General features: G+C 52.4%; 14 protein-coding genes, 1 other RNA gene and 5 pseudogenes. 2 read left to right on the forward strand and 18 right to left on the reverse strand.

Annotation, left to right across the window (positions count from 1 at the left end):
- Window positions 1-398: 398 nt before the first annotated feature.
- From ssrA to NSQ51_RS14480, 6 genes and pseudogenes are all read right to left on the reverse strand, one after another.
- Window positions 399-750: a transfer-messenger RNA gene (gene ssrA / locus NSQ51_RS14455) on the reverse strand.
- Between the two features lie 341 nt (window positions 751-1,091).
- Entirely contained in the window at window positions 1,092-1,559 is a 468-nt protein-coding gene (smpB, locus tag NSQ51_RS14460; RefSeq protein ID WP_013144268.1) for an SsrA-binding protein SmpB, read from the reverse strand.
- 81 nt (window positions 1,560-1,640) lie between these two features.
- On the reverse strand, window positions 1,641-3,917 hold the full coding sequence (rnr, locus tag NSQ51_RS14465; protein WP_049624149.1) for a ribonuclease R: 2,277 nt from the start codon (window positions 3,915-3,917) through the stop codon (window positions 1,641-1,643).
- A gap of 22 nt (window positions 3,918-3,939) precedes the next feature.
- Window positions 3,940-4,680: a carboxylesterase gene (estA, locus tag NSQ51_RS14470; protein ID WP_033008930.1), complete on the reverse strand. Its 741-nt coding sequence runs from the start codon at window positions 4,678-4,680 to the stop codon at window positions 3,940-3,942.
- Between the two features lie 74 nt (window positions 4,681-4,754).
- Window positions 4,755-4,991 carry a preprotein translocase subunit SecG gene (secG, locus tag NSQ51_RS14475; protein ID WP_033015116.1) on the reverse strand — a complete coding sequence of 79 codons (237 nt, stop codon included), beginning with the start codon at window positions 4,989-4,991 and terminating at the stop codon, window positions 4,755-4,757.
- Window positions 4,992-5,393: 402 nt separating this feature from the next.
- Window positions 5,394-6,530: pseudogene (locus NSQ51_RS14480) on the reverse strand (IS110-like element ISGka2 family transposase).
- 676 nt (window positions 6,531-7,206) lie between these two features.
- On the opposite strand from NSQ51_RS14480, the gene NSQ51_RS14485 reads away from it, so the two are divergent.
- A complete protein-coding gene (locus NSQ51_RS14485) occupies window positions 7,207-7,422 on the forward strand; it encodes a hypothetical protein (protein WP_033015115.1) in 216 nt (71 codons plus the stop codon).
- 100 nt (window positions 7,423-7,522) lie between these two features.
- Here the strand turns inward: NSQ51_RS14485 and NSQ51_RS14490 are convergent, their stop codons facing one another.
- From NSQ51_RS14490 to NSQ51_RS14500, 3 genes and pseudogenes are all read right to left on the reverse strand, one after another.
- Window positions 7,523-9,019 (reverse strand): carboxylesterase/lipase family protein, encoded by a 1,497-nt coding sequence (locus tag NSQ51_RS14490; RefSeq protein ID WP_049625299.1) that lies wholly within the window; start codon window positions 9,017-9,019, stop codon window positions 7,523-7,525.
- A 241-nt stretch (window positions 9,020-9,260) separates the two neighbouring features.
- Complete coding sequence (locus tag NSQ51_RS14495) at window positions 9,261-9,440, reverse strand: RHS domain-containing protein (protein WP_121625796.1); 180 nt, start codon at window positions 9,438-9,440, stop codon at window positions 9,261-9,263.
- Window positions 9,441-9,635: 195 nt separating this feature from the next.
- Window positions 9,636-10,034: pseudogene (locus NSQ51_RS14500) on the reverse strand (transposase); the annotation flags it as partial.
- Here NSQ51_RS14500 and NSQ51_RS14505 point away from each other — a divergent pair.
- Window positions 10,017-11,006, forward strand: a pseudogene (locus NSQ51_RS14505) (transposase); the annotation flags it as partial. The pseudogenes NSQ51_RS14500 and NSQ51_RS14505 overlap by 18 nt on opposite strands.
- 337 nt (window positions 11,007-11,343) lie before the next feature.
- Here NSQ51_RS14505 and NSQ51_RS14510 read toward each other — a convergent pair.
- The 9 genes and pseudogenes from NSQ51_RS14510 to NSQ51_RS14550 all read right to left on the reverse strand — a co-directional run.
- Window positions 11,344-11,616: pseudogene (locus NSQ51_RS14510) on the reverse strand (IS4 family transposase); the annotation flags it as partial.
- 207 nt (window positions 11,617-11,823) lie between these two features.
- On the reverse strand, window positions 11,824-12,624 hold the full coding sequence (locus NSQ51_RS14515; RefSeq protein WP_064213564.1) for an AAA family ATPase: 801 nt from the start codon (window positions 12,622-12,624) through the stop codon (window positions 11,824-11,826).
- On the reverse strand, window positions 12,617-13,870 hold the full coding sequence (locus NSQ51_RS14520; protein WP_342462693.1) for an IS481 family transposase: 1,254 nt from the start codon (window positions 13,868-13,870) through the stop codon (window positions 12,617-12,619). Before NSQ51_RS14520 ends, NSQ51_RS14515 begins: the two co-directional genes overlap by 8 nt.
- 152 nt (window positions 13,871-14,022) lie before the next feature.
- Window positions 14,023-14,568 (reverse strand): DUF6431 domain-containing protein, encoded by a 546-nt coding sequence (locus NSQ51_RS14525; protein WP_049626302.1) that lies wholly within the window; start codon window positions 14,566-14,568, stop codon window positions 14,023-14,025.
- A gap of 150 nt (window positions 14,569-14,718) precedes the next feature.
- A pseudogene (locus tag NSQ51_RS14530) lies at window positions 14,719-15,588 on the reverse strand (IS4-like element IS5377 family transposase); the annotation flags it as partial.
- A gap of 1,423 nt (window positions 15,589-17,011) precedes the next feature.
- Window positions 17,012-18,304 carry a phosphopyruvate hydratase gene (gene eno / locus NSQ51_RS14535; protein WP_049625149.1) on the reverse strand — a complete coding sequence of 431 codons (1,293 nt, stop codon included), beginning with the start codon at window positions 18,302-18,304 and terminating at the stop codon, window positions 17,012-17,014.
- Window positions 18,305-18,332: 28 nt separating this feature from the next.
- Complete coding sequence (gene gpmI, locus NSQ51_RS14540) at window positions 18,333-19,868, reverse strand: 2,3-bisphosphoglycerate-independent phosphoglycerate mutase (protein ID WP_121649999.1); 1,536 nt, start codon at window positions 19,866-19,868, stop codon at window positions 18,333-18,335.
- Window positions 19,861-20,622 (reverse strand): triose-phosphate isomerase, encoded by a 762-nt coding sequence (gene tpiA, locus NSQ51_RS14545; RefSeq protein WP_033015090.1) that lies wholly within the window; start codon window positions 20,620-20,622, stop codon window positions 19,861-19,863. The genes gpmI and tpiA overlap by 8 nt, the downstream gene beginning before the upstream one ends.
- A gap of 61 nt (window positions 20,623-20,683) precedes the next feature.
- A complete protein-coding gene (locus tag NSQ51_RS14550) occupies window positions 20,684-21,868 on the reverse strand; it encodes a phosphoglycerate kinase (protein WP_033015089.1) in 1,185 nt (394 codons plus the stop codon).
- Window positions 21,869-21,930: the final 62 nt, after the last annotated feature.

Here is a 21,930-nt window from a genome sequence, read left to right on the forward strand (position 1 = left end):
ACTTTCTTAATTCGATGGGTCAATTCCTTCTTTTACCCGTCACGGTTGTCCAACAGCACTAAAAAAATCCGACAAACATAGGGATGTAATGGAATGCATAATTATCATAAAATTTAAACATATTTAATGAAGCGCTTACAGGTCTGATCATTCAAAAAAGGGGGAGGAGAAACGCCATGGAAATGGCAACAAAACCGGTCATCAACGCAATCTGTTTCAAAATATGTTACATCTTCAAAAACAACGTACAATGCAAGGTAAAAACGCGGTGCAAAATCCGCGCAAAATTCTTGCAAATTCGATGGGCTTCTTTCGGATTCTTGAAAAAGCAAAAACGACCGCAAACACGGCCGTATCAAGAGGTTCACTATTTTTAATCCGAAACAGCAACATGTTGGAAATGGAGACGGTGGGAGTCGAACCCACGTCCAGAGGCATCGCCACTTAAGCATCTACGAGCGTAGTCGGTATATTTCGCTTCGCCGTCCGTTCCGCCTACCGACAGGCATCCCGGCGGCTAGCCTGGTTCGTCTCTTCCCTCATCCTCAGGCGGCGGATTTGGGCGTAGCCCGCTTCATATGAGCCCCTCGAACGCCACGCGGGCGATGGCGGGAGGAGCTAGCTGCAGCAATTAGGCAGCTAAAGCGTAGTTTTGTTTGCCAGTTATCTTTAGGTGACGTTTTTACGAGGACGTCCCCCTCGGCTCGCCGCTTAAGCTCGACCTACCCCTGTCGAATCCGGATCGTCCCCGCGGTGCGAAGAGATCGGAACAGCTTAAGCATCGGATAACTGGCTGTTGCACTTTTTATTATACCATGACGCGGTGCATTTTCAATGGGAATGTTTTCAATCTCGCCAAAAAACAGGCTCTTCTCCGAATGTTGTGCCGGATGATTGAGAACACGGCTTCTTGGCACTTGCCAAGAAAAATCAGCCCATCCCATTTTCCGTACACGGCGACGCAAGAAATGCCCCCGCTTGCCGCGATGAACCAAACATCCCTCCGCCGTTCCCAAACCGGCAATGCCCGCCAAAAGCCCGATGTTTCAGGCTCCCGCCCTCGACAAATGCCCGCTCGGCGGCTTGCCTCTCTACAGCTTTTGCCGCTCGCGGAACGCCCGCTCGATTTCGCGCTGCGCTTCTTTCCGCTTCATGTCTTCCCGTTTGTCGTATTTTTTCTTCCCTTTGGCCACTCCAAGCTCCACTTTGGCAAAGCCATTTTTAATATACAATTTCAGCGGCACGAGCGTATACCCTTGCTCTTTCGTATAGCCGATCAGCTTGTTGATTTCGCGCCGGTGCAGCAAAAGCTTTCTCGTCCGCAGCGGGTCGTGGTTGTAGCGGTTGCCTTGTTCGTACGGGCTGATATGCATGTTATGGAGAAACACTTCCCCTTTTTCCACTTTGGCGAACGAATCTTTCAAGTTCACCCGGCCGTTGCGGATCGATTTGATCTCCGTCCCTTGCAAAACGAGGCCGGCTTCATACGTTTCTTCGATGAAATAGTCGTGGTGCGCTTTTTTGTTTTGGGCGATCACTTTTCCTTCGCCTTTCGGCATCCGTTTTCCCCCTCCTCATTGTAGCGTTTCTTATTTTACCAAAAACGAAAAAGAAGGAAAAGCCGCCCGTTCGGCTTTTCCTCACCGTTTTTTCTTTTTCTTCTTTTTCGCCTTCGCGCTGCGGTTTGAGCCGCTTTGCGCTTTCGGCTCCGCCTTCGCTTTTCCTTTCTTTTGCTTTTTCCCTTCAATGACGACCGGCGCGGCTTTTGCCTTCGGCGGGCGGCGTCCTTTCATGCCGACGACTTCAAAATCGACGATCCGTTCGTCTTTGTTGACGTTGATGACACGGACGGTGATTTCATCGCCGATGCGGTACATTTTTCCCGTCCGCTCGCCGATCATCGCATAACTGCGCTCGTCATAGCGGTAGTAGTCGTCGGTTAAGTAGCTGACGTGCACCAGGCCTTCGATCGTGTTTGGCAGCTCAACGAACAAGCCGAAGTTCGTCACCGAGCTGATGATGCCGTCAAATTCCATGCCGATTTTGTCTTCCATAAACTCGGTTTTCTTCAGATCGTCCGTCTCCCGCTCCGCCTCAACGGCGCGCCGCTCCATATCGGAAGCGTGTTCCGCAATTTCAGGCAGCTTTTCCGCCCATTTTTGCTGGGTGTCAAGATCCATCTGGCCGTTAATGAGATACGTCCGGATCAACCGATGGACGATCAAGTCCGGATAGCGGCGGATCGGCGACGTAAAATGGGTGTAAAACTCAGTCGACAGGCCGTAATGGCCGAGGCTCTCGGCGTCATAGCGCGCCTGCTTCATCGACCGAAGCATGACGGTCGAGATCACCATTTCTTCCGGCTCGCCGCGCACCGCTTCGAGAATTTGTTGCAAAGCGCGCGGATGGATTTGGTTGCCCGTTCCTTTCACGACATAGCCGAAGTTCGTGATGAACTCCAAGAAACGTTGCAGTTTTTCCGGCTTTGGATCCTCATGGACGCGGTACATAAACGGTACGTTCAGCCAATGGAAATGCTCAGCGACCGTTTCGTTCGCCGCCAACATAAACTCTTCAATCAACCGCTCGGCGACCGACCGCTCGCGCAAGACGACATCGTACGGCTTGCCGTTTTCATCGACGAGCACTTTCGCTTCTTTGAAATCAAAATCGATCGCCCCGCGCTTCATCCGCTTCGTGCGCAAAATGTCGGCGAGCTCAGCCATCAGCTCAAACATCGGCACAAGCGGCGCGTATTTTTCCCGCAAGGCTTCGTCTTTGTCCACCAAAATTTTATTGACATCGGAATACGTCATCCGCTCTGTCGTGCGGATGACGCTTTGGAAAATGTCATGGCGGACGACTTCGCCTTGCGGGGTGATCTCCATCTCGCACGACAGCGTCAGCCGGTCGACTTTCGGGTTGAGCGAACAAATGCCGTTGGACAGCCGGTGCGGAATCATCGGGATGACGCGGTCAACCAAATAAACGCTCGTGCCGCGTTCATACGCCTCGCGGTCGATCGGCGAGCCTTCTTCGACGTAATGGCTCACGTCGGCGATGTGGACGCCGAGCTTATAGTTGCCGTTTTCCAGCTTCGTCACCGTCACCGCATCGTCTAAGTCTTTCGCATCCTCGCCGTCAATGGTGACGATCATCTCGCCGCGCAAATCGCGGCGCCCTTCCAAGTCTTTCTCCGTAATGACATCCGGCACCCGGTTGGCGTGCTCGATCACGTCTTCTGGAAATTGAAGCGGAAGGCCGTATTTATAGATGATCGCCAAAATGTCGACGCCCGGGTCGTTTTTATGGCCGAGAATTCGGACGACTTCCCCTTCAGCGCTCATCCGTCCTTCTGGATACGAGGTGAGCCGGACGACGACTTTATGCCCTTCGACCGCACCGTTCGCGGCATGTTTCGGAATGAAAATGTCGTTGACGATCCGTTTGTCATCCGGGATGACAAAGCCGAAATATTTGCTTTCGGTGTACGTGCCGACGACCTCTTTCACCCCCCGCTCCACAATGCGGACGATCGTCCCTTCGCGGCGCGCCCCCGATGAATCGGCCTGGACGCGCACAAGCACCGTGTCGCCATGCATCGCGTTTTTCAGTTCGGACGGCGGGATGAAAATATCATCCAGTCCCGGCTCCTCCGGTGTGACAAACGCGAATCCTTTCGGGTGGCCAATCACCTTGCCGCGCACGAGATTCATCCGCTCGGGCACGCCGTAGCGGTTGCTGCGCGTCCGGACGACGAGTCCTTCCTCTTCCAGGGCGACAAGCGTTTTGACAAACTCCTTGAATCCATCGGCATCCTCGATGCCAAACGCTTCTTCCAACTCTTCGACCGTCATCGGCTTATACGCCTCATCGCGCATAAACGTTAAGATGCGTTCGGCCAACACATGATCCATTGTCCATCCCCTCCTTTCTCCATTACCAATCTAACGATTCAAGAAATGCATAAATATCTTCATGCAGCTGATCTTTTTCTTGATCAAGCGTAATCACATGGCCTGATTGCTCATACCACTTGATTTGTTTGACCGGCGATTCAATTTCGTTATAAATGATGTTCGCGCTGTCCGGGTTGATCATCTCATCATGGCGCGCCTGCACAACAAACGTCGGGGCATAAATCAAATCAAGATGGTCACGCACATCGGCGATCAGCTCCTGCAGCGCCTTTAACGTCTTCATCGGCGTCTGCTTGAACTTCTCCATCTCCTGTTCGATCTGCTCCTCTGATTTTCCTTCCCGCTTTTTATACTCGCGCGCATACTCGAGCACGCCTTCGTACATCGTTTCCTCGCTTTTGATGTACATCGGCGCGCACATCGTCACAATGCCCTCTATAGGTACAGTGTAACCTAATTTCAATGAAAATACGCCTCCAAGCGACAGTCCGGCGACGGCGATTTTTTCGTAGCCCTTGTTTTTCAAAAACTCGTAGCCGTTCATGACATCTTGCCACCAGTCATCCGGCCCGGTGTGGACGAGCTCCTCAGGCGGCACGCCGTGTCCTTTGTAAATAGGCGCATGGCACGTATAGCCTTTGGATTCTAAAAAACGCCCGAGCATCCGAACATCAGCGGAATTGCCGGTAAACCCATGCAACAGCAGCACCGCCCGCTCCCCGGCTTCAAAGAAAAACGGCTTCGGCGGAACAATTTTCATCATTCGTTCTCCTTCCTTTCTTGCTGAAATAGAAAAGGCAGCCCGCTTCTCTTTGGACCGCCCCCGTTTTTTGCTTATGATGGTTGGACATAAACAACAAGAATCGCCAACACAAAGAACAAAACGGCCAACACAACCGTCACGCGCTGAAACACCGCATCGAGCCCGCGTGCTTTCTGCTTCCCGAACAATTTCTCGGCGCCGCCGGTAATCGCCCCCGACAGCCCGGCGCTGCGGCCCGACTGCAACAAGACCACCGCGATCAGCGCGATCGACACAATGACAAGCAGCGTCACAAGCAAGGCATGCATGCCTGACACCTCCAACGACCGACATTGCAATACTTTCATTATACCATAGATCGCCGTTGGCGGCAACTGGCGGGCCTGTCTCAACACGACGAAAGGCACAAATTCACTTTTCCGTGAAAATACATGCGCCTTCAGCGGTCATTTTCATGCCCGGGTGGAGAGCAAAAATTGCTCATGGAACTTTTCCGTGAAAATGCAGGACTGACGCGAGATTTTCATCCCTGGGTGGAGGGCAAAGCGTGCTGCCCATGGATCTTTTCCGTGAAAATCCCCACCACTTGGTGAGTGCGGTATACGCTCCTGATCCGTGAGGGTATACTGAAAATGGCCAAAAAAGGCAATAGGAAAGCAGAGGTGCCCGATTTTAGGCATCTCGTATAACCTGTCTGCCTTTTGGCTAGACTAAATAAGTTGTGGTTGGCGGAACGGCTCTTTGCGGGAGATCATGCAAAAGATGATCACCAACATCCGCCGAGCAATGGCGATGAGGGCTTTTTTCTTCCCGCACCGGGCCGCCAACGACCAAAACTTTCGGGACAAGGGATGCGTCTTGGATCGAGCTGCTGACCATGCCGCCTCGCATAACGCTGATCGGAGATGGGGATTGCCTTTTGTCGTGCGCGTGCTCTTTCGCTTTCCGGCGCTTTCATGGTTGCCGGGGGACAATCCAGTCCATGAAGCCGCCCGTTCCGGCGTTTCAAAGACGCTCATGTCGGTTCCCATCTCGGCGATGATGACGGCGGCGGTTTGTTTTTTCACTCCGGGCATGGTCATCAGCAGGTTCACTTCCTCGCGATACGGCTCGAGCAGGCGGTCGATGTGTTGGTCGACTTCTTCGATGAGCCGCTCCAATTCCTCAACGTGTTTCCACAAGAGGCGAAGGAGACGGAGCTCGTGTTCGGTCAAGGTGCCGAGCAGCGAATCGTACACCGCTTGCTTTTTCGTTTTGAGCCTTCCGCGCAGGCATTCATCCAACTCGTCCTTGTCCACGTATCCCTTCTCGAGCAGCCGGGCGAGGATGTCTTTTCCGGAAACGCCGAAGAGATCGGAGAGGACCGAGCCGAGTTTGACATTGGAAGACTCGAGCACTTTTTGAATCCGGTTTTTCTCCGAAGTCAGCTGTCCGACCCACTTTTTGCGGAGGCGGGTAAAATCCCGCAATTCGCGAATATCCGCTGGGGGGACGAAACTTTTTTCAACGAGTCCATGGCGGAGCAGCTTGGCGATCCACTCGGCGTCCGAGACATCGGTTTTTCTTCCCGGGACATTTTTGATCCGCTGCGGATTGGCCAGTGTCAAGTCGACATAGCCCTCGAGGAAGGCGAAGACCGGTTTCCAATACACGCCGGTGGATTCCATGGCGACATGGGTGACCCCATGGTCTTCGAGTCACTCAAGCAGGTCGCCAAGTCCTTTCGAGAACGTGGAGAAGGTTTGAATGTCCTTTTGAATGTGTCCATCTTCTTCCCATAGCGCGCAGGCGACGATGGTTTCGGCATGAACATCCAATCCTGCGCAGCGAGGATAGATGACATCCATGATGAAAATCCTCCTTTTCGATGATCGAGTGCGCAAACAGCGAATCCACGGGAGAAATGCGGCAGTTTTCCGTTCGTCGTCACCTTTCCTCTATCACAGGAAAGGGCGGACAATGGGTGGTGCACCCAGTGGATTCAAACACTTTTCTGTACAGGGTCCAAGCCACCATTAAGTATAACGTCCTGTTAAACTGTTTGCGCCTATTCTTCATTATGGGAAGAAAAGGGGGATTTTCATCCCTGGGTGGAGGGCAAACCATTGCCCATGGATCTTTTTTGTGAAACATTTTTGTGAAACATTAGATTGGAAAGCCCCTCATCTAAAAGTTTTAAAAAAATACAAGCCAGAAGATGCTCAAATGGAGGAAATCGATGAAATCATTGACGAATGCCTGGCAAAAATCGCAACGTATCTGACCTGATCTGATCGGCCTGGAGGCAACGGAAGAATGGAACGGTGTTGAAGGAAAGACTGCGTTTCCTGTCTTTGCAAGACAGCTGAATCGGAGGGCGGGGGCCAAAAAAATTCCCTGCCTCTACCCCTTTGCATAGATGGGGGAACGTTTCATCCTCCATCTGCTTGACGCTCCATGCCTCGGGCGCGGTATGATCATTGTCGTCCGCAGCCGAAATGCGTTACAATAGAAAGCAAATCGGCAACGACTGGAGGGACTTCAATGGCAAGACCGGACGAACGAGTCGTCATCGCGATTGACGGCTATCAATTCAAACGGGCGCGCGAGGCAAAGGAAGGGAAAATTTTCGTCACCTCGCCGATCGGGGCGAACTTTACGTTTGACATCAACGTCATGCGCAAGCTCATCGAGGCCATCGACCGCGACCCGGCGCTCGCGGAACAGTTCGGGCTTCCTTCCCGAGGGGCGAACGAATAAAAAGGAACGGCGGTTGGCCGTTCCTTTGTTGGTTTAGCGGAGAGAGGCCGAAGCTCCATTTTTTCCGCAGACGGCGGTGCTCCCTCACGAATCAAATCTTCTAGCGTCCTTGCCATGCCGCCCGCTCGCGGCCGAACGGGTCGTCCTCGACATGGCTGGCGGCCGAAAAGACAAAGGCCGCCTTGCGCTCGTTCGTATACGCCGGCCACGCTTCCGGCAAGTGAGCACCGTTCGGGTCTCCGGTGCGGGCAAACGAGAGCCAAGCGTAATGCATTTCATTGGCGATCGCCTCGCGCTCCGGCCGGTTGCCGACGAAATTCGCGACGCCCGGCTGATGGAGATTGTGAAACACAAACGGCAGCTCGAGCGCGTGGCATGCTTTCAGCTGGCCGCCGAACACCGGCGTCTCATAGTCAAAGCGGTACATGTACACATCCGCCCCTTGCGCCGCTTGGGCGTCCGCCGTCCGCAGCATCCCCTCGACAAATACGCGGTACGTCATGATGCGAAGCCACGTTTGCCAAGTAGGCTCCGACGGCTCCGCCGTTTCTTTGTAATAGCGGATGGCCTCTTCTGGCACCGGCCCGACTTCCCGGTTGATTCGGTCAAGAAGTTCCTTTTCGCCAAGCTTTGTCCATGACGGATCCGTCAAGGTAAACAAGTTGTACTCGTCTTTCGTCACGCCGATGAGAATCGGAATGCCGCTGGCCGCCCCGTAGCGGAGCGCTTCGATCGGATGGCGGCGCAATACGCGGCCATCCACCACCGGACCGTACATGACCCCTGGACCGAGCGACAGCGCCGCCCGCAGCAGCTCCTCGGCAGGAATCGACAACAGCCGTTCGCGGTCGCCCGGACGGATGCCAGCCTTATCAAGAATGCGTTCGGTCATCGCCATCGCGGTCTCCGGCGAACGGAGAAGAAGCGATCCCGAACCGCTTTGCAACATGGCGCGCCGAAACAGCCCGCTGGCCTCCGGAAGCGACAACAGCACGCCGACGCTCGCCGCTCCGGCCGATTCACCGAAAATCGTGATGTTGTCCGGATCACCACCAAACGCCGCAATGTTCTCCTTCACCCAGCGCAGCGCCGCCACTTGGTCCAAAATGCCGAGATTCCCGGCTTGCGCGTACGCTTCGCCGAACGAATCACCGAGATGCAAAAAGCCAAACACGTTCATTCGGTAGTTGATCGTCACGACAACGACATCGCCGTGTTTCGCGAACGCCGTCCCGTCATACCACGGCGAAGAACCCGAACCGAACAAAAAGGCGCCGCCGTGAATCCAAAACAACACCGGGCGCTTCTTCCCATCCGCCGCCGGCGACCAAATGTTCAAGTACAGCCCGTCTTCGCTCGGCGCCTCGCTCATCCGCCCGAGCAATCCGCTGAAAATCGGATCCGACGGCTGCATCACGACAGGACCGAACGATGTCGCCTCCCGCACCCCATCCCACGCATCGGGCGGCTCCGGCGGCAAAAACCGGCGCTCACCGACCGGCGCTTTCGCGTACGGAATTCCTTTCCAAACAAAAACGCCTTCATTCATTTCCCCGCGCAACCGTCCGTACCTTGTTTCAACAACGGTTCGCTCCATCCCCATACCTACTGAATATTCAAATGATTCAAGAAATATTATAAACCACCACCCCTCCCACGTCCATCGTTTTGCACCCGCATGAGAGGTGCTCATGCCGCTTCGAAAAGAGAGATGCCTCGCCCATGTACAAAAGTAAAGATAGCCGCAGCCGAAGCAGTGAACACCATGAAGGAGATGATTCGAGGCGCGATCACGCCAAAAACATTTTGTTTAAGTCACTCCATGCATGGTATCAAACTCAAGCCCCCAATGTATACGGATTTCCCGGACTGCCGCCAATGCCAGCGCGCCGGTTCACAATGTTGCCCCATGCGTCATACTCGTATTGGACAACGACATTTCCGCTTGCGTCCGTCAATGCCACGACATCTCCATGACCGTTCAAATGATAGTAGTAAGTGGCTCCGCCTTTCGTCATCGTGACCGGGTGGCCCAATGCGTCCCATGTATATTCCGCTGTGATGATGTTGTTGGCGTCTGTTTCAGCCGATAAACTAAGAAATACGTATCATCCCCTAAAAACAGATCCATGATGCCAATCCTAGCATCATGGATGCTCATTAGTTAAAGAAATGGACGATCCATTCCATATCTTCCAACTATAACACATAATAATCACATCGCTTTCGTTACACCATTCTCCTATGATTTGACGTTCTTCCTCCGTCAACTTCTCTAGGCATTAGCTCAATAACCGGCAAACGTAACGAACATTTCCGTGTTTCTTGCCCCCCTTTGTCCACATATTTGCGACAACGTTCTAACACATCGGTAAACAGCTGAATGACATGAAAATAATCCACCACATGTGTCGTCTCTGGGCAAACCCCTTGAATCGCTTTTTTCATCGCTTGGGACCCAATCGCTCACGACACACATGAGTCCATGCACGTCCAATGGCTTCCTGTTCTTTCCTGCTTCACTGGCATACACTTCTCCCGGCATCCATGATCGCCACTCCGTAGTCATGCCCTTTTCGAAAAGCAAACTCATTTTCACGAAAAGCCCTTGGAACGAGGAAAGGCTGTTTGAGAAGCTTCAAGAACGGGTTCTTCCCCAGATCGAACGCCTGGCCAAACGGACCCCAATCAGCCCCTTTTCCTTTCGATGGATGATACGATTTGCCAAAAAACGAAGCCTTCGTCACGGGCAACGCACGTCATTCAAGGATGTGATTGTCATGACTCCCATAAAGATCATCAAATGGTCTGGGGGCATTCGCTCGTTTGGCTGATGGTGCACACCTTCACGCAAGCGTTTCCGTTCGCGTTCCACTTGTATGACAAAAAGGTGGAAACCAGCAAAATGGACCTGGCAATCGAGATGCTTTCCTTGTTCAAAGGGAAACGGGCTCGTCCGATGTATGTGCTTATGGATTCATGGTATCCGTCCAAGGAACTCATCGAAGCCTGCCTGAAACAGGGATTCCATGTCATCGCCATGCTCAAGACGAACCGGATTCTTGATCCGAAAGGCATCGCCATCCAAACCAAGTCGTTGGCCCGCTATATCAAGCCTCAAGCCCCCGCCTCGTCACGGTGGGTCAGGAGCGTTACCGCGTGTATCGCTATGAGGGGTCGATCCATGGCCTCGATGACGCGGTGGTGCTGCTGGCTTAGAAGGCGGATCAGCCGATGACTCCGGACCATCTCCGTGTCTTCTTGAGCACCGATCGGGAGCTTAGCGACGAAGACATCTCGCGTTACGATGCCCAGCGTTGAACGAGCGAATGCGCTTTCCAGCAGGCGAAAGAGCAACTGAAGCTAGATGGATACCGCGTTCGCCATGTTCGGGCGGTGAAACGGTATGGGGCAGTGGTGCTTTAGCCTGCGTGTACAGCATTGCCGAATCCCAACAAACCCTTTCCGCTGGGCTGGAGTTGCTTCGATCGCGGAAAGGCCACAGCATCGTCGAGTTCATTGATAACGCTGCGAAGCAAGATATTCCCATTGATGCGATCAAAAAACAGCTCCATGTCGCCTAAGGAGTACCCTGTTTACCTCTTATGACATGGAAATTATTATAATGAAAAATACTCATCTACAGATAAAAAAACTATTTGGCTCTTCACCACAACATGTACTTGACAAGCAATACAGCTTCCTGCACAAAGATTTGAAAAAATCACGGATTTGTTGATTTTCCCTTACAAGCGTAAATAGAGTTCAGAAAAAATCAAGTACAACTTTTGGTGAAGAGCCAACTATTTAAAACATTTCTATATTTTGTTAAAATTATATAAAAGATTTTGTTCAATCCATTTTCCAGTAAAAGGTGAAAGTGTAAATGAAGAAAATAATTCTTCCTGTCACGAGTGTTGATTATCCAAAATTATACATACGCCTTCCATAAATTTGGGCATACTCAAACAAAGCAGCGGCCATCCCGGATTTCCAATCGAGAGGAAGCTGCCCAGAGAAAAAACGGCGAACGAACGAAATGAAGGAAAGAGAGACGTTCGTCTGTTTTTTGGTTTGATCATACAGCCATCGCAGCAACACATACGCGATGAACGCCGCAAACAGTTGGTTGTATACCGCATTTTCCGTCGTGCCAAACAAGGTCGGGACATTCAGATATTGCTTCACCCAACGTGTAAATTAGCACATTATTTCAGAATCCCTTTTTCAAATTATTTCAGGCGGATTCGGAAATAATGTGCAAAATTTTTGCGGATTGTTCCAGATTTTGCACATTCTTTCGGAACGTTTGCACGCTCTTTCAGATGAAGATTTCCAGCGCGCCTGATGGACCTATGGAAAAGAGAAAGCACAAAAGAGGCCGATTCGGCCCCTTTCGTGCTAATACCCCATTTCCTCTGCGGCCATGCGCACCACTTCTTCGTCAATGGCGTCCTTTTTCAGCTGATACCCGTATAACAGGCACGTCGTGGCCAACGTGTTGATCACCCGAGGCCATCCCCGCGACTGCAGGGCAATCGCCTCTAACGCCGATGGGGTGAAGATCGGATGCTTCGCCCCGGCCTGTTTCATCCGATGCTCGATGTAGCCCGCCACCTCTTCCTTCTCCAGCGGCCCCATCCGGTATCGCATGATGATCCGCTGGTCGAGAGGGCGGTGCTGATTGAGCCGCAGCTTCCCCTGTAAATGGGGCAGCCCGGCCAAAATCAAGACAAATGGGTTGGTCGAATCCATCTCAAAGTTGAACAAGATCGCGATGTCCTGTAAAAATGCATCCTTCGCTAAATGCATCTCATCCAAAATGAACACCGGCGTGATCCGCCGTTCATGATACAATCGCTCGATCGCCTGCTGGATTTGGCGGAAGAGGTCTACCTTGCGGTACTTCGGTTCCTCTCCTAATCCCAAGGCCAGTCCACGGTAAAAATCCATCACGCCTCCGGTGGATAACGGAAAGTAGACGACATGATACAATGATGGATTCAATGACTCTTTCAGCGCCCGAAGGGCGAACGTCTTGCCCGCCCCCGGCTCTCCGATCAACAGCCCGATCCCCCGGGTTCGTTTCACGTACTCCAGCGCCCGCAACGCTTCCTGAAATGACGCCCCTTGATACGCCTCGGACGGGTCTGTTTCTTTCGCAAACGGCTCCCGCGAAAGGGAGTAAAACGATTTATACACCGTGTTCTCCCTCCTTCGCCGGAATCGCCGCAAACGGGGACCGATGGCGTTTTACATAGGCGTTGTCCTCCAAACGAACCCGAACGGCCTCCGCCACCTTCCTTCCATCTTCGTACACATAGACGCCCCGTTCATCATAGCGGAGCTCAATCGATTGCCCAATGAACCGAGGCGGCACTTCGTATAGCTGTTTATTCAGGGTGATCGTGCCATCGGCTTTCACCTTGCGGTGCTCCCGTTTCAGAAAAATCGCATCCAGCCAATCGCCATCTTCGATGAACGACACGAGATGCACTTGCGATTGAAACACCTCATGCGGCGTTTTTCCGTCCAGTGAGGCGTGCGGTTTTCGATGATACTCCTCTTCAAGCCACTTCCAAAAACGCTCGTTCAACTCGTCAAGCGATTTCGGCGGATTCAGCTCCAACAGTGGATAAAACCGTGTCTGTACGGTGCGGAAGAACCGTTCGATTTTTCCCTTGCTTTGCGGGTCATACGGCTGGGTGTGGATGAGTGTAATCCCCATCTCGGCGCACGCATACTGCAGCACCTCGGACCGATAAATTTTCCCGTTGTCCGAGTAAATGCGTTTCGGCTTCCCGCAACGAAGCACCGCTTCCTTCGTGACGATCCGCAGCCCGTCAAACTTCTCCGAAGGGAAAAATTGGGCATATGGCACTAACCGCGAGCAGTCATCGATATACGCGATCAAAAACGTTTTCTGGGCTTTCCCATGGACGCGAATCGTGGGTCCATGGGATAAGTCCCCTTGCCATAGCTCATTGATCTGGTCATACGCAAAACGCTTTCGCTCCGGCATCGGCAAGATTTCTTTTCCCACCAGGTTGTGTTTTTTCAACAATCGGTATATAGTAAAGTAAGAGGTATGATTTTCTGGGATTTCCCCCTGCTCGATCAGGTGTTCGTAGAACACCGTCACGGGCATGGTGGGATGTTCTTTTCTTAGGGCTAAAATATGATCCTCATCATCGGGCGACAGACGCCTTGAGTGGCCGCGGTCCGAACGGCGCTTCGGCTTTAAGGCGTCAAAGCCCCCTTTTTTGTATCGGGTGCACCAATCGAGGATCGTCTTGGCTGCGATTCGTTTGTCTCCCTGGTGGGGAACATGGTGCACTCGCTCGCTCACCTCTTTCAGATACGTCTTCGGTTCCACCTGCCCATTCACCAACGGAGCGATTAGCCCGTACCGAAACAGGGCAATGTCGTGTCTCATCGACTCATTCATTCAAATCTCCTCCTGGTCTCACTTGGAATCAGGACCGTTCCGGTCCTCCTGCCCTTATCGTACCGAATTGCTTTTTCTCCGTCGATAGGAAAGGTTTGTGGGAACCGAAACTATTTCCAATTTAGGGTATGTATGTAAAATCAGGATCCCATTTAATTCGCAAAAGGGTGTCGGAATCCGCCCTCCCACATCTCTCTGATGGCCGAATCAAGACCGTGTTCCTCTAACGTCTGGATCCACCAAGAAGCCCGTTCCTTTTCTTTTTTCACGATAGGGCCTATGATCCTCCACCGCCTCGCAAAAAAGCTATGAAGGCTTGATAGGTTTCGGCAGAACCGTCGGACATAAAAGATGATGCCGTCCTTTGTCGGGAGAAACGGAGCCTGGTTCGTCCTTTCGGTCAATCCCAACTGCTCTTTCACGACTTGCCATATGGCGGACAACGTATACTGAAAATACGGGAGGAGAAAGGAAGGCAGCACACTCACCGTCTTCAAGCATTCCCGACAGCGATACCGGACAATCCAAATGCGATAATCGCCATGTGGGGTCAATGCGTTTCGCTCATAGTAACCGTGGCGGTGCAACGGGCGCTTGGCCCGGCAATGCGGACACTTTTTCAGAAGAGGGAAGTCGTTTTCTTTTCCACGCTCTGCATACGTTTGAACGTCAATGCCAAAGTCATGAAATTGAATCACGTCCTCCTCCCCCTCCTATGAACCGATGGATTTTCTCTTCCGAAATAATTCACAAAAAATTTAGCACATTCTTTCAGAAAAGGGGAGAGGGCTTTCTGAAGGAATGTGCAAAAAAATGTCTCTTTTGTTCCGAAATAAAGTGATAATTTACACCCAACGGAAAAAGACCTCAACAGTCCAACGTTGTTGGTACATGTCGGCAATGGTTTCCGCAGACGCATGGAAGAGGTTCGTCACGACCCGAATGTCGCGGCCATTCGCATCTCGAAAGATCACCACCCGGTGACGCTTGGTGGAGCGGCATTGTTTCGTTCCCAACTGGCACGTGAAGTCGGCTTGAACCGATGAGGATGTGCTGGAAAGGCGTTTCAAGCTTTTTTTCTGATGAAGTTCGATGTTGTCCTTCATCCGAATGACAAAGAGCTGATGCTGCTCCACAAATCGATCGAGGCGTTCGATTTTGAAATACGCCCGGTCTTCCACGAGCACTTGTTGAGCGTTCGTCAACTGTTCTCCCACCGGGCCATCATGACGCAGTCCGATGGTTTCCACCACGTCTGCCGGCAACGAGGATTCCGGCGAATACGCGACGTGCAGCTTCACTCCGGCGCGTTCGCCGTGATACGGAGCCCATGGGAGGCGGTTTTTCCCGACCGTGACGGTCGTCGAATCCACCACCCGAAGCGGTTTGGGAAACCGAAGCGAACGGCGGGTTTGGCGGTTGCACTTGGAAATGATCAACGCCAACAAGCGTTTCATGATGTCATAGGGAACTTCTTTCGCTTTCTTGGATACAGTTGAATAATGGAATCGCGGCAATCCATACAGAGGCCCCACATCGGCTCCGTGGCGAAAGCTTTTCCATTGATGCATGGCGGCCAGCAGGAAGAAGTGAATCAACTCGCGCAACGTAAAGGTTCGAGACGAATCACGATACCCAACCGCTTCGGCAATCAGTTGAATCTCTTCATCCGAAACAAGTTTTTGCATCAAATTCGGGAGTGTGGTATGCTTGTTCATAGAGAGCACCTCCTGGGTTTGTTTGTGTCGTTACTCACATTCTACAGGAAAGGTGCTCTTTTTTCTATACCCTTTGGATTTTATTGGATAATCAACACGCCTGTCTTCCTGTAATTTTATTTATCAATCTTGTTTTTATAGTGGGTTACCTCATAGATACCGGGTTCCCCTTCGGTTCTTTATGGCTGGTATGGCTACCCTTTTTCGTTGCTGGTATCATCCTGTCCATTATGTTTCTAGTTCGTTATAGAAAGGAATCCAATGCCAACCTATTTTTATCGCTTGCTGTCTTGTTAAGTAGCCTTAGTTCTTTAGGTCTTTGGAGTTTTTATTATTATTTAGCCCGTGTTATGGGAGGATAAGAGCACGAAAAGAGAAGGTTGGAATAGACCTTCTCTTTTCATAAAAACATTTAGAAAATGCTACCTAATTTTCCTTGCGAGCACAATAATCCAAACTCGACAACCATCCACCAGTCCGGATCATAAGTAGCGTATGCACAGAGATATCATTCGTAATCGCAACCATCGTCTCCTTTCCCAAAATTAGCCCAACAACGATCGTGAGCTTGGCAGCATCGGTCTAATGCGTTAATTGGTGTTCCACTTCTACACTTAGCTCCAAAGTAATTTTGGTAACAATATTTTTCATTACCAGAACCATAGGAAACTAAGCATCCCTCATACCAGGCTTCGGGTGCGATTTCACCTTCCATTATTTTATCAGTCCCCATTGGTTTTTTAAGCTCTTCTACAAACAAGAAGTAAGAAGCTTCAAAAGGAATTTCAACTTATCTCTAGGAGCCCGGTGATTTACTTAGCAACGAGGTAAAACCTATATTTTCTCAAATTCAGAAACCTTGATAAAACGTGCTTTTGTTTCTCATTCAGCTTCGTCGATTTCTCAAGTATCCTCGTTTTTCACCGGCCTTCTAGAGACAAAGATGTGATTGTTTAAGTATGAGAGTGAAATCATGGGAAATATTTGCAAGAAAATTAAAAAATATAATCAAATCAAAATTGATCTTCTCAAAATAGTTAAGTGTATTGATTGTTGTACGGAAGATGAAAAAGAACTTTACCAGAACAAAGAAGTGACAAGCTTGTTGCCCAAATGATTCGCCGATTTGTTTGAAATCCCTAAGACCCAATATTCAATCACTGTGTATGTAATGGGTGTAATATGGGAAAACGATTGCCTTCTTTTTGTCTCCACCGCCCTTGACGATTCTTTCCCACCTTTGTCGGGTGTTGGTCAAGGGCGACTCCATCCTTGAACATCCCTCCGATACTCAAGGGGATGGTCTATGTGGAGTCTTCATAACGCGCTTTTGACGCGACCCTTTGCTATCCTCGCCCGCCGCAAAAAAAGGCACCTTTCTTGGCAAACAGCCGAAAGGTGCCTGTAATGATTCTGTTATCGGTTATTTTTTCAAATTGTAAAACGAACGGATGCCTTGGTAAATGGCCGTATGGCCGAGTTCATCCTCAATGCGGAGCAGCTGGTTGTATTTCGCGACGCGGTCGGTGCGCGACGGCGCGCCTGTTTTGATTTGGCCGGCGTTGGTGGCGACGGCGATGTCGGCGATCGTGCTGTCTTCCGTTTCGCCGGAGCGGTGCGAGACGACAGCCGTGTAGCCGGCGCGTTTCGCCATTTCGATGGCGTCAAACGTTTCGGTGAGCGTGCCGATTTGGTTCACTTTGATCAAAATCGAGTTGCCGACGCCTTTTTCAATGCCTTCGGCCAGTTTTTTCGTGTTCGTGACGAACAAGTCGTCGCCGACAAGCTGCACTTTTTTGCCGAGCCGCTCGGTCAGCAGTTTATGGCCTTCCCAGTCGTTTTCATCGAGCCCGTCTTCGATCGAGATGATCGGATATTTCGATACAAGCTCTTCATACCAAGCGACCATTTCTTCCGACGTTTTCACAACGCCTTCGCCTTCAAGATGATATTTGCCGTCTTCTTTGTTGTACAGCTCGGATGAAGCAACGTCCATGGCGAGCATCACTTGTTCGCCCGGTTTGTAGCCGGCTTTTTCGATCGCTTCGATGATCGTTTGCAGCGCTTCTTCGTTCGATTTCAAGTTCGGGGCGAAGCCGCCTTCATCGCCGACCGCGGTGTTGTAGCCTTTCGATTTCAGCACCGCTTTTAAGCTGTGGAAAATTTCCGCCCCCATGCGCAGCGCTTCGCGGAAGCTTTCCGCGCCGACCGGCATGATCATAAATTCTTGAATGTCGACGTTGTTGTCCGCATGCGCGCCGCCGTTTAAAATGTTCATCATCGGCACCGGCAGCGTTTTGGCGTTAAAGCCGCCTAAGTATTGGTACAGCGGCAAACCAAGCTCGTCCGCCGCCGCGCGGGCCACGGCAAGCGAAACGCCCAAAATGGCGTTGGCGCCAAGTTTGCTTTTGTTTTCCGTGCCGTCAAGCTCAATCAACGCGCGGTCGATCGCCACTTGGTCGGTCACTTCAAGGCCGATGATTTCCGGCGCGATGATTTCGTTGACGTTTTCGACCGCTTTTAACACCCCTTTGCCGAGGTAGCGGTTTTTGTCGCCGTCTCGCAGTTCGACTGCTTCATATTCCCCAGTCGAGGCGCCGCTCGGCACCAGGGCGCGGCCGAAACCGCCTTCTTCTGTATACACTTCCACTTCTACGGTTGGGTTGCCGCGCGAATCGAGCACTTCGCGGGCGTAAACATCAATAATCGCAGACATGAACACACACTCCTTTTCCTTCGTATCGTTATTTGACAATCAACGATTTCCCTGTCATTTCGTTCGGCTGCGGCAAACCGAGCAAATCGAGCATCGTCGGCGCCAAATCGCCTAAGATGCCGCCGTCTCTAAGCTTGATGCCTTTTTTCGTCACGATGACCGGCACCGGATTCGTCGTATGAGCCGTTTGCGGCTTGCCGTCCGGCGTCAATACTTCATCGGCGTTGCCGTGGTCGGCGGTGATGATGGCGATGCCGCCTTTGGCCAAAATGGCATCGACGACTTTGCCGAGGCATTCGTCCACTGCCTCCACCGCCTTGATCGTCGGTTCGAGCTTGCCCGAATGGCCGACCATATCCGGGTTGGCGTAGTTCAAAATGATCGCATCGTACTTATCGGCTTCAATTTCCTTGAGCAGCGCATCGGTCACTTCATAGGCGCTCATTTCCGGCTTCAAGTCATACGTCGGCACTTTCGGCGAGTTGATCAAAATCCGGTCTTCGCCTGGAAATTTCTCTTCGCGGCCGCCGCTCATAAAAAACGTCACGTGCGGATATTTTTCGGTCTCGGCGATGCGCAGCTGGCGCAGTCCGTGCTGCGACAGCACTTCCCCGATCGTGTTGTCCAAGTTCGTCGGCTTGAACGCCACGTACCCTTTCACCGTTTCGCTGAAATGGGTCAAGCAGACAAAGAACAAATGCTTCGGATGTTTCGGGCCGCGGTCAAACTCGCGGAAATCTTCGTTCGTAAACGTGTTTGAAATTTGGATCGCCCGGTCAGGGCGGAAATTATAGAAGATAATCGCGTCATTGTCTTGAATCGTCGCCACCGGCCGGCCGTCTTCGCGGACGATGACCGACGGCAGGACGAATTCGTCGTAAATGCCGTGTTTGTACGAGTCCTCGATGCACTCGAGCGGGTCGCGGTACGTCGGCCCTTCCCCGTACACCATCGCCCGATACGCCTTTTCGACGCGGTCCCACCGCTTGTCGCGGTCCATCGAGTAGTAGCGGCCCGATAACGTCGCGATTTCGCCGACGCCATATTCCTTGATTTTTTCCTGCAGTTCTTTGATGTATTGCGGCGCTGTTTGTGGGCCGACGTCGCGGCCGTCCAAAAAGCCGTGGATGTACACGCGCTTCACGCCTTCTTTCGCCGCCAAGCGCAAGAGGGCGTACAAATGGTGAATATGGCTGTGCACCCCGCCGTCGGAAAGCAAGCCGAACAAATGCAAACTTGTCCCGTGTTGTTTCACATGGTTCATCGCCGCCAAAAACGTTTCATTTCGGTCAAACTCGCCTTCGCGAATGGCAATGTTGATTCGCGTTAAGCTTTGGTACACAATGCGCCCGGCGCCGATGTTGAGATGGCCGACTTCCGAGTTGCCCATCTGCCCTTCCGGAAGCCCGACCGCCTCGCCGCACGCCTTGAGCGTTGTGTGCGGGTATTCGTTCCAATAGCGGTCAAAGTTCGGTTTGTTCGCCTGAGCGACCGCATTGCCGTACGTTTCGTCGCGCAGCGCAAATCCGTCTAAAATGATGAGCGCAACCGGTTTTTTACTCATGACGCCCCGCCTCCACCAATTGCAAGAATGAAGCCGGCTCGAGGCTCGCCCCGCCGACTAAGGCGCCGTCGATCTGTTGTTGCGCCAAGAAGTCGCGGATGTTGTCTGGTTTGACGCTGCCGCCGTATTGAATGCGGATCGCTTCCGCCGCCTCCGGGCCAAACAGGCGCGAAACAACCGAACGGATATGGCCGCAGACGCTGTTGGCGTCTTCCGGTGTTGATGATTTGCCCGTCCCGATCGCCCAAATCGGCTCGTAAGCGATGACCGCTTGCTTCACTTGTTCCGGCGTCAAGCCGGCGAGCGCTTTTTCCACTTGCGAGGCGACAACCGCGTTCGTCTGCCCCGCTTCCCGCTCCTCAAGCGATTCACCGCAGCAAATAATCGGTATAAGCCCGCGGGTGAAGGCGGCCAACACTTTTTTGTTCACGGTCTCATCTGTTTCGGCGAACATTTGCCGGCGCTCCGAATGGCCGAGGATGACGTACGTGACGCCGAGGTCTTTCAGCATGACCGGGCTCACTTCGCCTGTGTACGCCCCTTGATCGGCAAAGTGCATCGTTTGCGCCCCGATTTTTAAATCCGTGCCGTCTGCCGCTTGCACCAACCGATCCAAAAAGAGAAACGGCGCGCAAACGACGGAATCGACTTCGTCGGCCGGCGGCACGTGCCCTTTTACGTCCTCGACAAATTGAACCGCTTCCGCTAATGTTTTATGCATTTTCCAGTTGCCTGCAATGATCGGTTTTCTCATCGTTCACCCTTCCTTTCAATGGGCGGAGTCAGCCGCCATGCGCCAAATCCGGCGCCGTGGGTCATTTGTCTTCGAGTGCGACGACACCCGGCAGCTGTTTTCCTTCCATAAACTCGAGCGAAGCGCCGCCACCGGTGGAGATATGATCCATTTTGTCGGCCAAGCCGAATTTCTCAACCGCCGCCGCCGAATCCCCGCCGCCGATGACCGAATAGGTGTCGAGCGCTTCCGCCAGTGCTTCGGCGATCGCTTTTGTCCCGTGGGCGAACGCGTCCATTTCAAAGACGCCCATCGGGCCGTTCCAGACAACGAGCTTCGACTCGCGAATGACATCGCGGTACAATTCGCGCGTTTTCGGGCCGATGTCAAGCGCCGACCAATCGGCTGGAATCGCGTCAATCGGCACGACTTTCGTGTTGGCGTCGTTCGCAAACCGGTCGGCGACGACCACGTCCACCGGCATATAAAAACGGACGCCTTTTTCTTTCGCCTTTTCCATAAACGATTTGGCGAGTTCGATTTTGTCCTCCTCAAGCAGCGACTTGCCGACGTCATGGCCGAGCGCTTTGACGAACGTATACGCCAGTCCGCCGCCGATGATCAAGTTGTCGACTTTTTCAAGCAAATTGTCGATGACGCCGATTTTGTCTTTCACTTTCGCCCCGCCGATGATCGCTGTAAACGGGCGGTCCGGATTCGAAAGCGCCTTGCCAAGCACTTCAAGTTCTTTTTCCATCAAAAATCCGGCCACCGCCGGCAAGTAATGGGCGATGCCTTCCGTCGACGCATGAGCGCGATGGGCGGCGCCGAACGCATCGTTGACATATAGATCCGCAAGCTCCGCAAACGCTTTGGCGAGCTCGGGATCATTTTTCTCTTCGCCAGGGTAAAAACGGACGTTCTCAAGCAAGAGCACATCGCCTTCGTTCAAACGGTCGACCGCCGCTTTCACCTCATCGCCGACCGCTTCATTCGTTTTGGCGACCGGCCGTTCAAGCAGCTCGCCGAGCCGCTTCGCAACGGCATCCAAACGCAATTCTTCGACCACTTTTCCTTTCGGGCGGCCGAGGTGGCTCGCCAAAATGACTTTCGCCCCGTGCTCGATCAAATAGCGGATCGTCGGGAGTGCGGCGCGAATGCGCGTGTCATCGGTGATAGCGCCTTGCTCCATCGGAACGTTGAAATCGACGCGGCAAAAGACGCGCTTTCCCCTCACATCAACGTCGCGGATCGTCTTCTTGTTCATCGTTCGTGCCCCCTTTTGGCTACAGTTTGGACAAGGAAAAGGAGTGGGGATCATTTCCCCGC

Source organism: Geobacillus sp. FSL K6-0789, assembly GCF_038593135.1.
Taxonomy (GTDB): Bacteria; Bacillota; Bacilli; order Bacillales; family Anoxybacillaceae; genus Geobacillus; species Geobacillus stearothermophilus.